The following is a 16,526-nucleotide window of genomic DNA, read 5'->3' as shown; positions in this document are numbered from 1 at the left end:
TTTCATTATTGGCATATCAGCCTCGCCGTTCATAGTGAGGCTGTGCTAGCATGTTAGACAGTCATGTTCAATTTTCTTGGTATTCATGAGCTATCAGGTACTCGCCCGTAAGTGGCGCCCACAAATATTTTCTGATGTTGTTGGTCAACAACATGTATTGACCGCGTTGGCTAATGGTCTTGAACACCAACGCCTTCATCACGCTTACCTTTTCTCCGGCACTCGTGGGGTAGGTAAGACTACAATCGCGCGTTTGCTGGCAAAAGGGCTGAATTGCGAAACAGGTATAACAAAGACGCCATGCGGTCAGTGTGCGAATTGCCTTGAAATTGAGCAGGGGCGATTTGTCGATCTGATTGAGATTGATGCGGCTTCTCGGACTAAAGTAGAAGATACCCGTGAATTATTGGACAACGTCCAGTATGCCCCCGCCCGGGGCCGCTTTAAGGTATACCTTATTGACGAGGTGCATATGCTTTCTCGTCATAGTTTCAATGCCCTGTTAAAGACACTGGAAGAACCACCGGGGCATGTGAAATTTCTTTTGGCAACGACAGATCCGCAGAAACTTCCGGTGACTATCCTTTCACGCTGCTTGCAATTTCATTTGAAAGCGCTTGATGTGAACCAAATTAGTGGTCAACTGGAACATGTTCTTAATGCTGAACAAATAGAGAATGATCTTCGCTCCCGTCAATTGTTGGCCCGGGCAGCGGATGGCAGTATGCGTGATGCATTGAGCCTGGCCGATCAGGCTATTGCCCTTGGTGGCGGGAAGCTGACATCAGAGATAGTCAATCAGATGTTGGGAACATTGGATGATGAGCAACCGTTGGCGATGATAGAGGCGCTGGTTCGCGCCGATGGTCAACGAATCATGGCTTTGGTTGAGCAAGCGGCATTCCGTGGCGTAGATTGGGAAAATCTTTTAGTAGAGACACTATCATTATTGCATCGTATTGCGATGCTTCAGTTACTGCCCCAGCAAATGGAAAGTGATCCGTCCTCAATAGATGGGCGATTGCGCTTATTGGCCCGCTCGATTTCCCCGACTGATTTACAGTTTTATTATCAGGCATTATTGGTTGGGCGCAAAGATTTGCCTTATGCGCCAGAGCGCCGGATGGGCGTTGAAATGGCACTGCTGCGAGCCTTGGCATTCCATCCTAAAACGGTCATTGAGGATACGCCTTTACCCACTGTAGATGTTCCTGCATCTCCGATGGGGACACCTTCTGTGTCAGAGCCTCCGGCCCAACCGGACTCCAATGCCGGGGGGCGGGGACGTGTTGAACCGAGAACATCTCAAGCGATGGATGCTGCACCTACTGCCGACAGCCCAACGGCAAAATTATTGCAGGCAAGAAACTCACTGACACGCCAAGGGAATACACCATCAAAAAAGCCTGAGCCGGCAGAGTCTGTGAAGGCGAAGCCGGCCAGTTCGGCATTGGATCGATTGTTAGCGGTATCTGAACAACGGCCTCAATCTTATATTCCGAAAGCACGGGAGCCGGAACCCGTGAAGAAAGAGGCTTATCGCTGGCGAGCAGTGAATAATGTAGAAGAAAAAAAACAACAGCCGGTGACAACGCCAAAATCGATAAAAGCGGCACTTGAGCATGAAAAGACGGCTGAATTAATAGAAAAACTTGCGATTGAATCGAAACAAAGAGATCCATGGGCTGCGGAAATTGATCAGTTGAGCATCCCTAAATTGGTTCAGCAAGTCGCTTTGAATGCATTTAGAGAGCAGATTGATGAAAATAGATTCTGCCTGCATTTACGCTCAAAGCAGCATCATTTAAATTCTGCATCGGCCCAGAAAGCTTTAAATGAGGCGTTAAATGAATTGCATGGAAAACCCATTGAACTCAATATTATTGAAGATGATAATCCTGCGATGAAAACGCCTCTTGAGTGGCGACAAGCCATTTATGAAGAAAAATTGACACAAGCACGTCAATCCATTATTTCGGATAAAACGATTCAAACACTTCAGCAGTTATTCGATGCGGAATTGGATGAAGAAAGTATCCGGCCTGTTTAACCGCCATTGCGTATTTTTATGTCGTGGCTATGAGTGAAGAGAGAGCATTATGTTTGGTAAAGGTGGTTTGGGCAATTTGATGAAACAGGCCCAGCAGATGCAAGAAAAAATGCAGAAAATGCAGGAAGAAATTGCAAATCTGGAAGTGACGGGTGAATCGGGTGCAGGTCTGGTGAAAATCACGATTAATGGTGCGCATAACTGTCGTCGTGTTGAAATCGACCCAAGCCTGATGGAAGATGACAAAGAAATGCTGGAAGACTTGATCGCTGCGGCGTTCAACGATGCAGCACGTCGCATTGAAGAAACTCAGAAAGAGAAAATGGCTGGCGTTTCCAGTGGAATGCAATTACCGCCTGGCTTTAAGATGCCATTCTAATGCAAACGAGTCCTCTTCTTGAATCGCTGATGGAAGCGCTGCGCTGTTTGCCGGGTGTAGGGCCGAAATCTGCTCAGCGGATGGCATTTCACTTATTGCAGCGGGATCGTAGTGGTGGAATGCGTTTGGCGCAGGTGCTGACGCGGGCCATGTCTGAAATTGGTCATTGTCAGGATTGCCGGACATTTACTGAGCAGGACCAATGCACAATTTGTATTAATCCTCGTCGTCATCAAAATGGGCAAATTTGTGTGGTGGAAAGTCCTGCGGATATTCATGCAATTGAGCAAACAGGCCAGTTTGCCGGGCGTTATTTCGTCCTGATGGGGCATTTATCGCCGCTGGATGGCATTGGGCCAATGGATATTGGTTTGGATCGATTAGAAGAACGATTATCTTCTGAAACATTGTCAGAAATTATTCTGGCAACGAACCCGACTGTTGAAGGAGAGGCAACGGCAAACTATATTGCAGAAATGTGTTCGCAATATGGTGTTACAGCGAGCCGAATTGCTCATGGCGTCCCTGTCGGTGGTGAGCTTGAAATGGTTGATGGCACGACGCTGTCTCACTCGTTGGCTGGTCGTCACAGAATTACTGACTTATAGTTAGTCCGACCGCAATTATTTCTGCTCGTAATTATTCCTGACGACTACGGGAAACATTCATGGATGGTGCTGCGGAGCATGTCGCCATCCATCATCGATTTAATCCCACTCAAACTAATTTTATATTCTTCTTGTTTTTCTAACTTGAAACTTACCTGACTTATCCCCATTTGTTTATCATCGTATGATTTTACATATCTGAACTGGATTTAGATTGAGGTAATAAATGAGCATGAAAGGTCAGGAAACCCGTGGATTTCAGTCTGAAGTCAAACAGCTGCTGCAATTGATGATCCACTCTCTCTATTCCAACAAAGAAATTTTTCTTCGTGAATTGATTTCAAACGCTTCTGATGCTGCTGACAAATTGCGTTTTCGCGCATTATCAGCGCCTGAGCTGTATGAAAATAATGGTGAATTACGCGTTCGCCTGGCGGTTGACCAAGAACAAAAAACTATCACAATCAGTGATAATGGCATTGGTATGTCCCGTGATGAAGTCATCGATAATCTGGGAACGATCGCCAAATCTGGTACTAAAGCATTTCTTGAATCCATTGGTTCTGATCAGGCTAAAGATAGCCAACTGATCGGTCAGTTTGGTGTGGGTTTTTATTCTGCATTTATTGTTGCAGATAAAGTTACCGTGCGTACCCGTGCAGCCGGAGTTGCAACCGATCAGGGCGTGTTCTGGGAATCCACAGGTGAAGGTGATTACACCATTGCTGATATTGAAAAAGCAGAGCGCGGTACAGAAATCACGCTTCACTTGCGTGATGAAGAAAGCGAATTCCTCAATGATTGGCGTCTGCGTTCTATCATTGGCAAATACTCTGATCACATTGCTTTGCCAGTTGAAATTGAAACTCAGACCAAAAATGAAGAAGACGATTCTATTACCGTTTCTTGGGAAAAGATCAATAAAGCCCAAGCGTTGTGGACGCGTGGTAAAGCAGAAATCAGTGATGAAGAATATCAGGAGTTCTATAAGCATATCTCCCATGATTTCGCTGACGCTTTGACCTGGAGCCACAACCGCGTTGAAGGCAAACAGGAATACACCAGCCTGTTGTATATTCCTTCCCAGGCACCGTGGGATATGTGGAATCGTGAGCATAAACATGGTTTGAAATTGTATGTTCAGCGTGTATTCATCATGGATGAAGCTGAGCAGTTCATGCCTAATTATCTGCGTTTTGTGCGTGGTCTGATAGACTCCAACGATCTGCCGCTGAACGTTTCCCGTGAGATTTTGCAAGACAGCACAATTACTCGTAATTTGCGCAGTGCACTGTCTAAACGTGTGTTGCAGATGCTGGATAAGCTGGCAAAAGACGATGCGGAGAAATACCAGACCTTCTGGCAGCAATTCGGCTTGGTCATGAAAGAAGGTCCAGCCGAAGATGGCACAAATAAAGACGCTATCGCTAAGTTATTGCGCTTTGCTACGACTCACGAAGACAGTTCAGCTCAGACGGTTTCTTTGGCTGATTATATTGGCCGCATGGCTGAAGGTCAGGAGAAGATTTACTACATTACCGCAGACAGCTATGCAGCGGCGAAGAATAGCCCGCACTTGGAATTATTCCGCAAGAAAGGTATCGAAGTCTTGCTGTTGTCTGATCGTATCGATGAATGGATGATGAGTTACCTGACTGAGTTTGAAGGTAAATCTTTCCAGTCTGTCAGCAAGTCTGATGAATCCCTCGACAAACTGGCAGATGAAAATAAGGCTGAGCAAGAAGAAGCTGATAAAAAACTGGAGCCATTTGTTGAGCGAGTGAAAACGCTGCTGGGTGAGCGCGTGAAAGAAGTTAAACTGACTCACCGTCTGACAGATACGCCAGCGATTGTAACGACAGACAGCAACGCAATGAGTACTCAAATGGCTAAACTGTTTGCAGCAGCTGGTCAATCAGCACCAGAAGTCAGCTATAACTTTGAACTGAATCCGGAGCATACCCTGGTTAAAACGGCTGCGGATATTGAGGACGATACACAATTTGCGGATTGGGTTGAGCTGTTGCTGGATCAAGCATTATTTGCTGAACGCGGTACATTGGATGATCCAAACCAATTCATTCGCCGCATGAATCAGTTATTGCTCGCTAATCAAGCATAATTTTGTTGAAAGAATGATAAAAACCACGCTTCAGCAAAGAATGGAGCGTGGTTTATTTTTTTCATGACACGAAAACGTTTACCTGTTTTCTTGAGCCATACCTATTCAGATGGTATGGTGGCTCGTTTTCTTTAAAATACGAAAAGCAAATAGCAAGGGGATTTACGCAATGCGTATTATTCTGCTGGGCGCACCAGGCGCCGGTAAGGGGACTCAGGCGCAATTTATCATGGAGAAATATGGGGTCCCTCAGATTTCTACAGGTGACATGTTGCGGGCCGCGGTAAAAGCGGGCACAGAGTTGGGTTTAAAAGCAAAAGAATTGATGGATAACGGCAAGCTGGTGACTGATGAATTGGTCATTGCCTTGGTTAAAGAGCGTATCAAGCAGGATGATTGCCGCAATGGCTTCTTGTTGGATGGGTTTCCACGTACCATTCCACAAGCTGATGCTATGAAAGAAGCGGGCATCGACGTTGACTTTGTTCTGGAATTTGATGTTCCTGATGAAATTATTGTTGAGCGCATCATTGGCCGTCGTGTACATGCTCCATCCGGACGTGTTTATCACATCAAATTTAATCCGCCACAAGTGGAAAATAAAGATGATGTTACCGGTGAAGAACTGACTATCCGTAAAGACGATCAGGAAGACACCGTCCGCAAGCGTTTGGTTGAATACCATTCACAAACCGCGCCTTTGGTTACTTATTATCAGGCAGAAGCTCAAGCGGGCAATACTCAATACTTCAAACTCGACGGTACACGTCAGGTATCTGAAGTGAGTGCAGAGCTGGCCAGCATTTTGGGTGAATGAGTTTATTTATCCAAAAGAGCAAAAACAGGCGGTGTATGCCGCCTGATTTTTTACAGATATTCCTTTAACCTACCAGAAAACGCCCCTCTTACCGCTGGATGACGCCAGTTGTATTGAAACTTAAAATCTATTGGTTATATCATTCATGCTTTATACTAGTTTGTTAGACAATTAAGTGGAGCATTGAGGAATGAGTTGCAAGAAGTATGGTGTCCTGCTGGTAAATCTTGGCACACCCGATGCACCAACACCTGAGGCAATAAAACGTTATCTGGCAAAATTTTTGAGTGACAGACGGGTCGTTGATCTCCCCTCATTTATCTGGAAACCTATACTGTATGGTCTGATCCTTCCATTCCGTTCTTCTCGTGTAGCCAAGCTATATCAGGAAATTTGGACAGAAGAGGGTTCCCCTTTGCTGGTGTATGGTCGTCGTCAGCAGAAATTATTGGAAGAACGGTTGGTGGATATCCCGGTTGAATTGGGAATGACTTATGGCTCGCCTTCCCTGTCTCAAACCATTAATAATTTGTTGCAGCGCGACCTTGATGATTTGATTATACTGCCACTTTATCCTCAATACTCCAGCACAACTACGGCGGCTGTATTTGATATTATCAGTAAAATCTTGCAGGGATACCGTACTATCCCAAGTCTGCACTTTATTCGGAGCTATGCAGCGGATCCTGCCTATATCGCAGCACTAAAAGAAACAATAGAGCAGAGCTTTGCAAAACATGGTCAGCCAGATCGTCTCATTATTTCTTATCATGGTATTCCTGAACGTTTGGTGCAAAGGGGCGATATTTATTCGCAGGATTGCCAGACAACGACTAGGCTATTGATTCAGGAATTAGATTATCCGGCAGATAAGATTATGATGACATATCAATCTCGTTTTGGCCGCTTACCGTGGCTGTCACCTTATACTGATAAGACCATGGAAGCATTGCCTGGTCAGGGGGTGGAACATGTTCAAGTGGTGTGCCCGGGTTTTTCAGCGGACTGTTTGGAAACGTTGGAAGAAATTGATCAGCAAAATAAAAAGATTTTCTTAGATGCTGGGGGGAAAAAGTTTGAATATATTCCTGCTCTCAATGATCATGCATCTCAGATATTGTTACTAGGAAAACTAATAACCGATGTTATTACATAACTTGTGGATGTTTGTTATGGTATTTGGCACAGTAAGTGATACATATTAATCATTTTTCAATAAGATATCGTTTGTATTGTGTCAGCAACGTAAGCGTTTTCAAATCAATAAGAAACAGCTATTTGGATATAGAGATAATGAGTAATAAAGCAACCCAACATCCTGATTTATATAAAGAGTATTCAAGCCATTATCCTCCTGAGCAGGAAGATGAGATTGATCTGTTCGAATTATTTTCGGTACTTTTCCAATCAAAATATCTGATCATTGCGATATCGTTTGCCTTTGCAATCATAGGGTTTGGTATTGCGTCATTTTTGCCACAGAAATGGAGCAGTACGGCTGTTATTGTTCAGCCAAGAGCAGTAGGATTCCAGCCACTGCAAAAAGTATTAACGGATCTTCAGGTTCTGAATATTGAGTCTGGGATCAGCCAAAAGCTTTTGTACGAAAGATTTTTGGGGGATTATGATTCTCGGGTACTGCGTGAAGAGTATGTGGTCAATACCGATTATTTCAAGGCTCTGGTTGCTAAAAATAAAGTTAATACAGAGCAGGAAAGACGAAAACTTATTGAACAAATCATCAATAGCATCTCAATCCCCAAGAAAAAAAATAACGATGACGAGAATATAAGCACACTTTCTTTTAGTGCCGATAATGCGCAGGATGCCTATAACCTGCTAGCGGGCTATATCAAATTTGTTTCTTCAGTTGTTCAAGAGGAAGTCACAAATGAACTGAATGAAACTGTTCAGCAGAAACTGGAATACTCACAGAAAATGTATTCTATTGATTTGGCAAGAATCGAAAACACACGCAGTGTCAATATTGAAAGATTGAAGAATGCTATCTCGATTGCGCACTCTGCTGGAATTGAAAAGCCCGGAATACTGATCAAAGATGACCCTGATTATTCCATTGGATTGGGTGCTGATGCATTGAAACGTAAGCTTCAAGTGATTGAAGAAGATACAGATCCAACTAAAACAAATTTCGATATGGCTAATCGGTTGCTGTATATGGAACGTTTGGGGAAAGTGAAAATTGATACGATAGATTTCACCCCATTCAAATATATGCAAAAACCCTATGAACCGACATCAAAGGATTCACCTAAACGGTTGTTGATCTTGGTTGGTGCTGGTTTTATCGGATTCATTTTATCCATTATGTTTGTTCTGCTGCGCCATATGGTTCGTACCCGCCAGAAAAAAGAAGCTTAGTCTTTTTGGTGATTGAGCGTGCTTTATAAATAATGTCTTTTGACAGCCAATGTCATCAGTAGCATTGGCTGTCGTCCCTTCTACACCTACGTTTTTTGTTCTGTCATAGTATTGTGTTACACCATATTATGCTAATATGCCGCATATTTTGGCTCTATAGCATCAATTAACTATGAAATTCCCTGGTAAGCGTAAATCTAAACATTATTTTCCTGTCAGTTTAAGAGACCCCCTACTTCAACCCATCAAAGAGATGATGGACACTGAAAATAACCGAGCCTACATTGTCGGCATTGATCAAACACTGGTCGATATTGAAGCTAAAGTCGATGAAAGTTTTATCCAGCGTTACAATTTGAGCCAGGGACATTCGCTAGTTATCGAAGATGATGTAGCTGAGGCACTTTACAAGGAATTGACAGATAATAACCTGATCAGCCATGAGTTCGCGGGTGGCACGATTGGCAACACATTGCATAACTACTCTGTTCTGGCAGATGATAAATCTGTTCTGCTTGGTGCGATGTGTAACAACATTCAAATCGGAAGCTATGCCTATTGTTATCTTTGCAATACATCCAGTCGCATGGATCTGAACCATCTTCAGGGAGTTGATGGTCCAATCGGCCGTTGTTTTACTTTAGTGACGGAGAATGGCGAAAGAACGTTTGCCATCAGCCCTGGTTTAATGAATCAACTCCGTCCGGAAAGTATTCCGGAACACATTATTGCTGAAGCGTCGGCTTTGGTCATCACTGCTTATTTAGTGCGGTGTAAATCGGGTGAACCGATGCCGGAAGCGACAATGAAAGCTATCGAATATGCGAAGAAGCATAGTGTGCCTGTTGTCCTGACGCTGGGAACAAAATATGTCATTGCTGATGATCCACAATGGTGGCGTGATTTTCTGGCTGAAAATGTTTCTGTTGTTGCCATGAATGAAGATGAAGCTTATGAGCTGACAGGCCTTAGCGATCCACTTTTAGCGGCTGATATGGCACTGAATTGGGTGGATTTGGTGTTGTGTACTGCGGGTCCAGCCGGATTATACATGGCAGGCTATACTGAAGAGAATTACAAACGTCAGACTTCACATCCCCTGTTGCCTGGTGCGATTGCTGAGTTTAACCGTTATGAATTTAGCCGGGCGATACGCAAAGCAGATTGCCAGAATCCGATGCGGGTTTATTCTCACATTGAACCGTATATGGGTGGCCCTGAAAAAATCATGAATACCAATGGTGCCGGGGATGGCGCATTATCTGCATTACTGCATGATATTACTGCCAATAGTTATCACCGCATGAATGTACCTAACTCCAGCAAGCACATACAGCCTTATTTGACTTATTCTTCGTTGGCCCAAGTCTGTAAATATGCAAACCGGGTGAGTTATCAGGTGTTGAGCCAACATGCTCCACGTTTGATGAAAGGGTTGCCGGAAAAAGAAGACAGCCTGGAAGAGTCTTACTGGGAACGCTAAAGCTAAAAAATTGGAATATCCCCATGATTGGGGATATTCCTTGAATGACGGATTATAATGGTGTTGTTGATGGCAATGATGAAGGGGGATTGATCGAACAAGCCGCAGCATCACTTTCAGGAAATGCATCTGCCATTGCTTTTGCTATTTCGTGTTCACCAATAATAATGTGGTTAGCGCCACGTTCTGTAATATAAGTCACTTCGTCATCATAATTGGCTCGTACAATAATATTGATATCTGGCCGAATTTCTCTGCAACTGGCAACAATTTCACCCGCCTCATAGCCATTGGGGATTGTCAAGAATAACGTGCAGGCACAATCGAGCCGCGCCAGCGCCATAATATCTTTATTGGCGGCATTACCCATCACAGCACTGATCCCCATTTCGCCCAATTCTTCAAACTGAGCCCGGGTATCTTCAATGACAACAACCGGAAAGTCTCTTTTTTGTAAATGTTGGCAAAGCAGGCGGCCAACGCGGCCATAACCGACCACAATGGCATGACCACAGATGTTGACAGGGATTTGAGTTTCTTCTTCCAATGTTTCTTCGATTAATTGTTCTTCCATGGTTTCTGTTTTTTCGAGATAACGATCCAGTAGACTGAAGAGAATCGGGTTCAACATGATGGAAATAATGGCACCGGCCAAGACAAGATTGCGGGCATCTCCGTCCAGTAATCCCAGCGCAACCCCAAGCCCGGCGAGAATAAAAGCAAACTCACCGATTTGGGCAAGGCTGACAGAAATCGTCAAAGCTGTGCGTCGTGAGTGACCAAACATTTTGACCAGTAACATGGCAGCCAGTGATTTGCCAATGATAATGATGGCAAGAGTGCCCAAAATCGCGAGTGGCTGTTGGATCAAGACCATTGGGTCAAACAGCATACCAACAGAGACAAAGAAAAGAACAGCAAAAGCATCCCTTAACGGTAAAGTATCCTGTGCGGCCCTGTGGCTTAATTCTGATTCATTCAACACCATGCCGGCAAAAAATGCGCCAAGGGCGAATGAGGCATCAAACCATGTTACAGCTCCGTAGGCCACGCCTAATGCGATGGCGAGAACGGCGAGCGTAAATAACTCACGGGAACCTGTACTGGCAGTTTTTGCCAGCAACCAAGGAATGATCCGGCGACCGATGAAAATCATCAACAAAATAAAGGCAACAACTTTACCGATAGTGAGGGCTAACTTAAGCAGCAATTGCCCGATATCAGTATGCTGGTTGTCCAAAATACCCGCAGCAGCGGGGAGTAAAACTAATGCGAGAACCATTGCCAAATCTTCAACGATCAGCCACCCAATGGCAATTTGTCCTCTTTGGCTATCGATGAGCTGTCGTTCCTCCAATGCCCGGAGCAGTACCACTGTACTGGCAGTCGATAAACACAGGCCAAAAACGATACCGCTGAATAATCCCCAGCCAAGTAGTGTTGATAAACCTACGCCCAATAAAGTTGCAACGGCAATTTGTGCAATGGCACCTGGAATAGCAATAGATTTAACGGCTAGTAAATCTTTGAGTGAAAAATGCAGACCGACACCGAACATCAGTAAGATCACGCCAATTTCTGAAAGCTCCGGGGCCAGGGAAGTATCAGCAACAAAACCGGGGGTAAAAGGCCCTGCTAATACACCTGCTACAAGATAGCCAACAAGGGGTGAGATTTTCAGGCGCTGTGCTAGCATGCCAAGAAGATAGGCGAGAACAAAACCGCCAACAATGGTCGTGATAAGAGGTGTCGAATGCTCCATCAAGGCTCCTTCTGGGTAGAGAAAATCAATGAATGGGTGAGGTAACAATATGTTTTGTCAGGTTTACAAAACATAGTTGTTAAAAAAATACATAATATGATGAAAATGAAGCTGAATTATATAAACATCATTTTAATGTAATTTTATATAGGTTTTATTATTATTTACGCTTGTTTACAAAGGTAATGGTTGTCTTTGTTGTTTTTTCTATTATTTGATTTTATTGGTTTTTTATTGTTTATTCTCTAGTTTTGGTAGAAGTATTGTGAAAACACCAAGAAGTGGCAAGAAAGAGCATATTTTATAAACCAGCTCAATGCTGGTTTGATCAGCGACATAACCAAGGGTAGCCGCGCCGATCCCTCCCATGCCAAACGCTAAGCCAAAAAATAAACCTGCGATCATGCCTGTTTTACCAGGAACCAGTTCTTGTGCGTAGACCAAAATAGCTGAAAATGCAGAAGCTAATATAACGCCAATGATGATCGTCAATATACCTGTCCAGAATAGGGATGCATAAGGCAATAATAAAGTAAAAGGAGTAATACCGAGAATTGAACCCCATATCACATATTTGCGGCCGATTCTGTCTCCCAGAGGGCCTCCGATCAGGGTGCCCGCTGCCACAGAAAATAAAAACACAAATAAATGAATCTGAGCGCTTTGTACGGAAAGGCCAAATTTTTGGATCAAATAAAAAGTATAATAACTACTGATGCTGGTGAGATAAAAGTATTTTGAAAAAATGAGTATCAATAGAACGGCAAAAGAACGGATAATTATTTTTCTGGGCAGAGTTGGCAAAGAAGCATGAGCCGGAGATTTGCGGGTGATGGTTTTGTGTTGCAGCTTATACCATTGACTGATTTGTAACAGGATCACCATTGCCAGTAATGCTGCGAGAGCAAACCAACCCACATTTCCTTTGCCATAGGGTGCGATGAAAATGGCCGCCAACAGTGGGCCTAAAGAGCTGCCTAAATTACCGCCGACCTGAAATAAAGATTGTGCTAAACCATGACGCCCGCCAGAAGCCATTCTTGCAACGCGTGACGACTCCGGATGAAAAACAGATGAGCCGGTTCCCACGAGTGCAGCAGCCATTAATATGACCAAAAAGCTTTCAGCGTAGGCCAGAAGAAGCAATCCCGATAACGTAAATCCCATGCCAATAGGTAATGAGTATGGTTGTGGGTGTTTATCCGTATATAGGCCTATCAGGGGTTGCAGTAAGGAGGCGGTTATCTGATAGGTTAGGGTTATCATTCCAACTTGAATGAAACTTAAGGAAAAGTCAAATTGCAGCAGTGGGTATATTGCAAGGATCAGCGATTGAATCATATCATTCAGCAGATGGGACAGACTGATAGCACCGAGCACTGAAAAAAGAGTTTTACGGGATTTAGCTGATGATTCTGGCTGAAGAAGTCTTCTGTTTTGGTTGCTCATATTGATTTGCCTGTTGATATATTCAGTGGGATCGTGGGCCGTCGTGCTGTTTTTTTGTTTTATTTCTAACAGATAAATATATCTTGGATCATCCAGAAAACTTTTATGAATATCGAATTAATTTGATAATTATCCCAAAAAAATGAAAGAAGACATTATTTAGTAACACAAATATGCGATCCTGATCAGAGAAATTCTCAGTTCAAAGCCATAAATGCCTCGTAAGAATTTAAAACACATGGAGAAACCCATGAACTTTTCGTTTAAAGCGCCAGTATGTATCCTTGCTGCTTCCCTGTCCTTGGCTCCATTAATTGCCACTGCCTGGGAAAAAGATAAAACCTATGACATCACCATCCTGCACACTAACGATCATCATGGTCATTTTTGGCATAACGATTATGGTGAGTATGGGTTAGCCGCCCAAAAAACAGTCGTGGACTCTATTCGTCAGGAAGTGGCCAAGAAAGGTGGAAGCGTATTGTTATTGTCAGGGGGAGACATTAACACAGGCGTACCAGAATCGGATATGCAAGATGCAGAACCTGATTTTAAGGGAATGAATCTGGTGGGTTATGATGCAATGACATTGGGAAATCATGAGTTTGATAAGCCTTTGAATGTATTGTACCAGCAACAAAAATGGGCAAATTTTCCGTTTTTATCTGCCAATATTTATCAAACCAGCACGAATAAACGTTTATTTAAACCCTATGTCATATTTGATAAGCAAGGCATCAAAATTGCTGTTTTGGGACTGACGACCGATGACACGGCCAAAATAGGCAATCCCGCCAATTTTCCGGATGTGGAATTCCGTGTTCCTGCGGAAGAAGCCAAAAAAGTGATTGAAGAGCTGAAAAAGAATGAAAAACCGGATGTAATAATTGCGGCAACACATATGGGGCATTATGACGATGGTCATCATGGCAGTAATGCTCCGGGTGATGTTGAGATGGCACGTAGCTTACCGCCGGGTTATTTGGACATGATTGTTGGGGGGCACTCACAAGATCCAGTCTGTATGTCAGCAGAGAAGAAGAATTATAAACAAGTGGATTATGTGCCGGGAACACCTTGTTCACCCGATCGCCAAAATGGCACGTGGATTGTACAGGCGCACGAATGGGGAAAATATGTTGGTCGTGCTGACTTTCAATTCCGCAATGGTGAATTCAAATTGGTTCGTTACCAATTGATTCCGATTAACTTAAAGAAAAAAGTAACAAAAGCAGATGGTACTACGGAGCGTACTTATTATACACATGAAATTAAGCAGAACCCTGAAGCACTCAGTTTATTGACGCCTTATCAGGAGAAAGGCAGCCAAAAGTTGAATGTCAAAGTCGGTTCAGTTGATCACAAGCTGGAAGGTGATCGCAGTAAGGTCCGTTTTGTTCAAACCAATATGGCTCACCTTGTACTGGCCGCTCAGATGGAGCGAACAAATGCTGATTTTGCTGTAATGAGCGGCGGTGGAATTCGTGACTCCATTGAGCCGGGAGATATCACTTACAAAGATGTGCTGAAGGTTCATCCATTTGCTAACCAGCTGGTTTATGTTGATTTCAAAGGTAGCGAAGTTTTACCGTATTTGACGGCTGTTGCAAATATGGAAAAAGACTCCGGAGCTTATGGGCAATTTTATAATGTCAGCTTCGAAATCGATGGCAAAAATATCAGGAATGTAAAAATTGGTGGCAAACCGTTAGATCCGAATAAAACGTATCGTATGGCAACCCTGAATTTCAACGCCATTGGGGGAGATGGTTACCCACGTATTGATCATCTTCCGGGGTATGTTAATACAGGTTTCGTCGATGCTGAAGTGTTGAAAGGGTATATTGAAAAACACTCGCCGTTGAAAGTGTCTGATTATGAGCCGAAGGGTGAAATTGTATATAAGTGATCACTTTTTCCTAGTAGATTGTCGTTTTTCACATTGCCGCTGTGTTGGCTGACCTTGAAAACTATTGGGTATAACAATGGCCCATTCATAATATAAAAAATCATAAAAAGACCATCTGGAATACAGGTGGTCTTTTGTTATCACTCATATGAGAATGCCGCTACATTAAGTGCGTCATACCACTAAAACAAAACCGGCCCTGTACTTATTGTACAAATCCAAGATCTTTAAATCCTGGCAATATCAGCGAAGGAACAATTAAGTAATTGGCATAAATCCGTGGGAGATAATTCGATATCCAAGCCACGTTTACCACCAGAAATAAAGAGTGTTGATAACGTTTGGGCCTGACTGTCTATTACAGTAGGAAGACGTTTTTTCTGTCCCAGAGGGCTGATGCCGCCGACCAAATAACCAGTAATTTTTTGTGCTAATTGAGGATCAGCCATATCCGCTTTTTTGGCTTTGAAGACCTTGGCGATTTTTTTCAAATCGAGTTGTCCGGAGACGGGGGTGACAGCAACGGCAAGGTTTTTGGGATCGCCGTTTAATGAGACTAACAGCGTCTTAAATACCTGTCTGGCATCTAACCCCAGTTTCTTGACGACTTCATCACCAAAGTTATGTTCATTGGCATCGTGTTCATAAGGATGGAGCGTGAAATCAATTTTTTGCTTTTCCAGCAAGAGAATCGCAGGTGTCATATCTTTTCCTGTCAATGGAGAGCTTTTAACATGCAATCATGCCTGTGATTTTGCCAGCATCTGCCGTAAATTGTTATCGCCGTGAAGATGTAGAGCGCCTACGGCAACGAGATATTTTCCTGCTGGCAAATGGCGCAATTTTTCACTCCATTGCTGATTACGTTCAATCATCAATGTTTGGTAAATTTCTTCGCAGAATGTCATTGGCAATATCTGCTGTTGTTGCTCATTGTTGTAATTCATCCACCAGCTGATCATTGTCTGTAAGGCACGGGCATTCGCATGCCAATGAGCAAGTGTATCTTCCAATAGAGCAAGCCCGCCATTTGGCAGGTTAGCCAGCAAATTAACCTGCGTATCCGCACCTTCTAATTCAATGATGGGTTTATTGAGGGCTTTTGCACTATTCAGTAACTGATAGTCAATGCCATATTGAGGGCGCAGCCCCAGACTCTGGGCTTGAGACGCCTGTAATATCAAGGCGACCTGCCAGGATGGCAACGGCTCCAATAACGAAACAGGATGCTGGATCTCCCGGCAATAATGCAGTAAGCAGTCAAAATATTCAGGAGATAAACGTTGTGATAGAGCAACCTGTTCTGGAAATTCTTCTTTGAAAGGGGAACCGGCTTGTGCGATATCGGCTTCAACAATAAGAGCGTCTGCTTGCTCCAGTTGTTCCAACAATACGTCAGAAAGCGGGAACATGTTCCTTGTTCCCATATGAATACTGCCAACAATATGCAATTGCTTGTTTTGTTGCAAATGAACGTCAAACGCAGGGTAAGGGTAGTGCTGTTGAGTGTTAAGTCCCAATACATTGCTGAAATATGTCATCAATTTTCCCATATCCCTTACCCC

General features: G+C 43.6%; 13 protein-coding genes. 9 read left to right on the top strand and 4 right to left on the bottom strand.

From position 1 onward, the window contains the following. Positions 1 to 85: 85 nt before the first annotated feature. The 8 genes from dnaX (at position 86) to Xsze_RS00415 (ending at position 9,841) form a co-directional block, all read left to right on the top strand. Positions 86 to 2,050: a DNA polymerase III subunit gamma/tau gene (gene dnaX / locus Xsze_RS00455; RefSeq protein ID WP_038238369.1), complete on the top strand. Its 1,965-nt coding sequence runs from the start codon at positions 86 to 88 to the stop codon at positions 2,048 to 2,050. Between the two features lie 49 nt (positions 2,051 to 2,099). Beyond that, positions 2,100 to 2,429, top strand: a complete 330-nt coding sequence (locus Xsze_RS00450; RefSeq protein WP_038238367.1) for a YbaB/EbfC family nucleoid-associated protein — start codon at positions 2,100 to 2,102, stop codon at positions 2,427 to 2,429. Beyond that, a complete protein-coding gene (gene recR / locus Xsze_RS00445) occupies positions 2,429 to 3,037 on the top strand; it encodes a recombination mediator RecR (RefSeq protein WP_038238364.1) in 609 nt (202 codons plus the stop codon). Before Xsze_RS00450 ends, recR begins: the two co-directional genes overlap by 1 nt. A gap of 232 nt (positions 3,038 to 3,269) precedes the next feature. Continuing rightward, complete coding sequence (gene htpG, locus Xsze_RS00440) at positions 3,270 to 5,159, top strand: molecular chaperone HtpG (protein WP_038238361.1); 1,890 nt, start codon at positions 3,270 to 3,272, stop codon at positions 5,157 to 5,159. Between the two features lie 169 nt (positions 5,160 to 5,328). Continuing rightward, positions 5,329 to 5,976: an adenylate kinase gene (gene adk, locus Xsze_RS00430; RefSeq protein WP_038238359.1), complete on the top strand. Its 648-nt coding sequence runs from the start codon at positions 5,329 to 5,331 to the stop codon at positions 5,974 to 5,976. A 190-nt stretch (positions 5,977 to 6,166) separates the two neighbouring features. Next, positions 6,167 to 7,132: a ferrochelatase gene (gene hemH / locus Xsze_RS00425; RefSeq protein ID WP_038238357.1), complete on the top strand. Its 966-nt coding sequence runs from the start codon at positions 6,167 to 6,169 to the stop codon at positions 7,130 to 7,132. A 137-nt stretch (positions 7,133 to 7,269) separates the two neighbouring features. Further along, positions 7,270 to 8,358, top strand: coding sequence for an LPS O-antigen length regulator Wzz(fepE) (gene wzz(fepE) / locus Xsze_RS00420; protein ID WP_038238354.1), 1,089 nt, complete (start codon positions 7,270 to 7,272; stop codon positions 8,356 to 8,358). Between the two features lie 172 nt (positions 8,359 to 8,530). After that, entirely contained in the window at positions 8,531 to 9,841 is a 1,311-nt protein-coding gene (locus tag Xsze_RS00415; RefSeq protein WP_038238352.1) for an inosine/guanosine kinase, read from the top strand. A 52-nt stretch (positions 9,842 to 9,893) separates the two neighbouring features. Here the strand turns inward: Xsze_RS00415 and ybaL are convergent, their stop codons facing one another. Together ybaL and Xsze_RS00405 are read right to left on the bottom strand one after the other, a co-directional pair. Then, complete coding sequence (ybaL, locus tag Xsze_RS00410; RefSeq protein ID WP_038238350.1) at positions 9,894 to 11,603, bottom strand: YbaL family putative K(+) efflux transporter; 1,710 nt, start codon at positions 11,601 to 11,603, stop codon at positions 9,894 to 9,896. Between the two features lie 231 nt (positions 11,604 to 11,834). Then, the gene (locus Xsze_RS00405) at positions 11,835 to 13,052 is read right to left on the bottom strand and encodes an MFS transporter (protein WP_038238348.1); all 1,218 of its coding nucleotides are present in this window, start codon (positions 13,050 to 13,052) and stop codon (positions 11,835 to 11,837) included. Between the two features lie 250 nt (positions 13,053 to 13,302). On the opposite strand from Xsze_RS00405, the gene ushA reads away from it, so the two are divergent. Continuing rightward, positions 13,303 to 14,961, top strand: coding sequence for a bifunctional UDP-sugar hydrolase/5'-nucleotidase UshA (gene ushA / locus Xsze_RS00400; protein ID WP_038238346.1), 1,659 nt, complete (start codon positions 13,303 to 13,305; stop codon positions 14,959 to 14,961). Between the two features lie 227 nt (positions 14,962 to 15,188). Here the strand turns inward: ushA and ybaK are convergent, their stop codons facing one another. Then, positions 15,189 to 15,665, bottom strand: coding sequence for a Cys-tRNA(Pro)/Cys-tRNA(Cys) deacylase YbaK (gene ybaK, locus Xsze_RS00395; RefSeq protein ID WP_038238344.1), 477 nt, complete (start codon positions 15,663 to 15,665; stop codon positions 15,189 to 15,191). A 36-nt stretch (positions 15,666 to 15,701) separates the two neighbouring features. Beyond that, complete coding sequence (locus Xsze_RS00390) at positions 15,702 to 16,514, bottom strand: TraB/GumN family protein (protein WP_038238342.1); 813 nt, start codon at positions 16,512 to 16,514, stop codon at positions 15,702 to 15,704. Between the last annotated feature and the right edge of the window lie 12 nt (positions 16,515 to 16,526).

The organism is Xenorhabdus szentirmaii DSM 16338 (assembly GCF_002632585.1).
In the GTDB taxonomy this organism is placed as follows: domain Bacteria; phylum Pseudomonadota; class Gammaproteobacteria; order Enterobacterales; family Enterobacteriaceae; genus Xenorhabdus; species Xenorhabdus szentirmaii.
The sequence above is the reverse complement of the archived record's forward strand: the minus strand, read 5'-3'. Positions and strand labels throughout refer to the sequence as shown.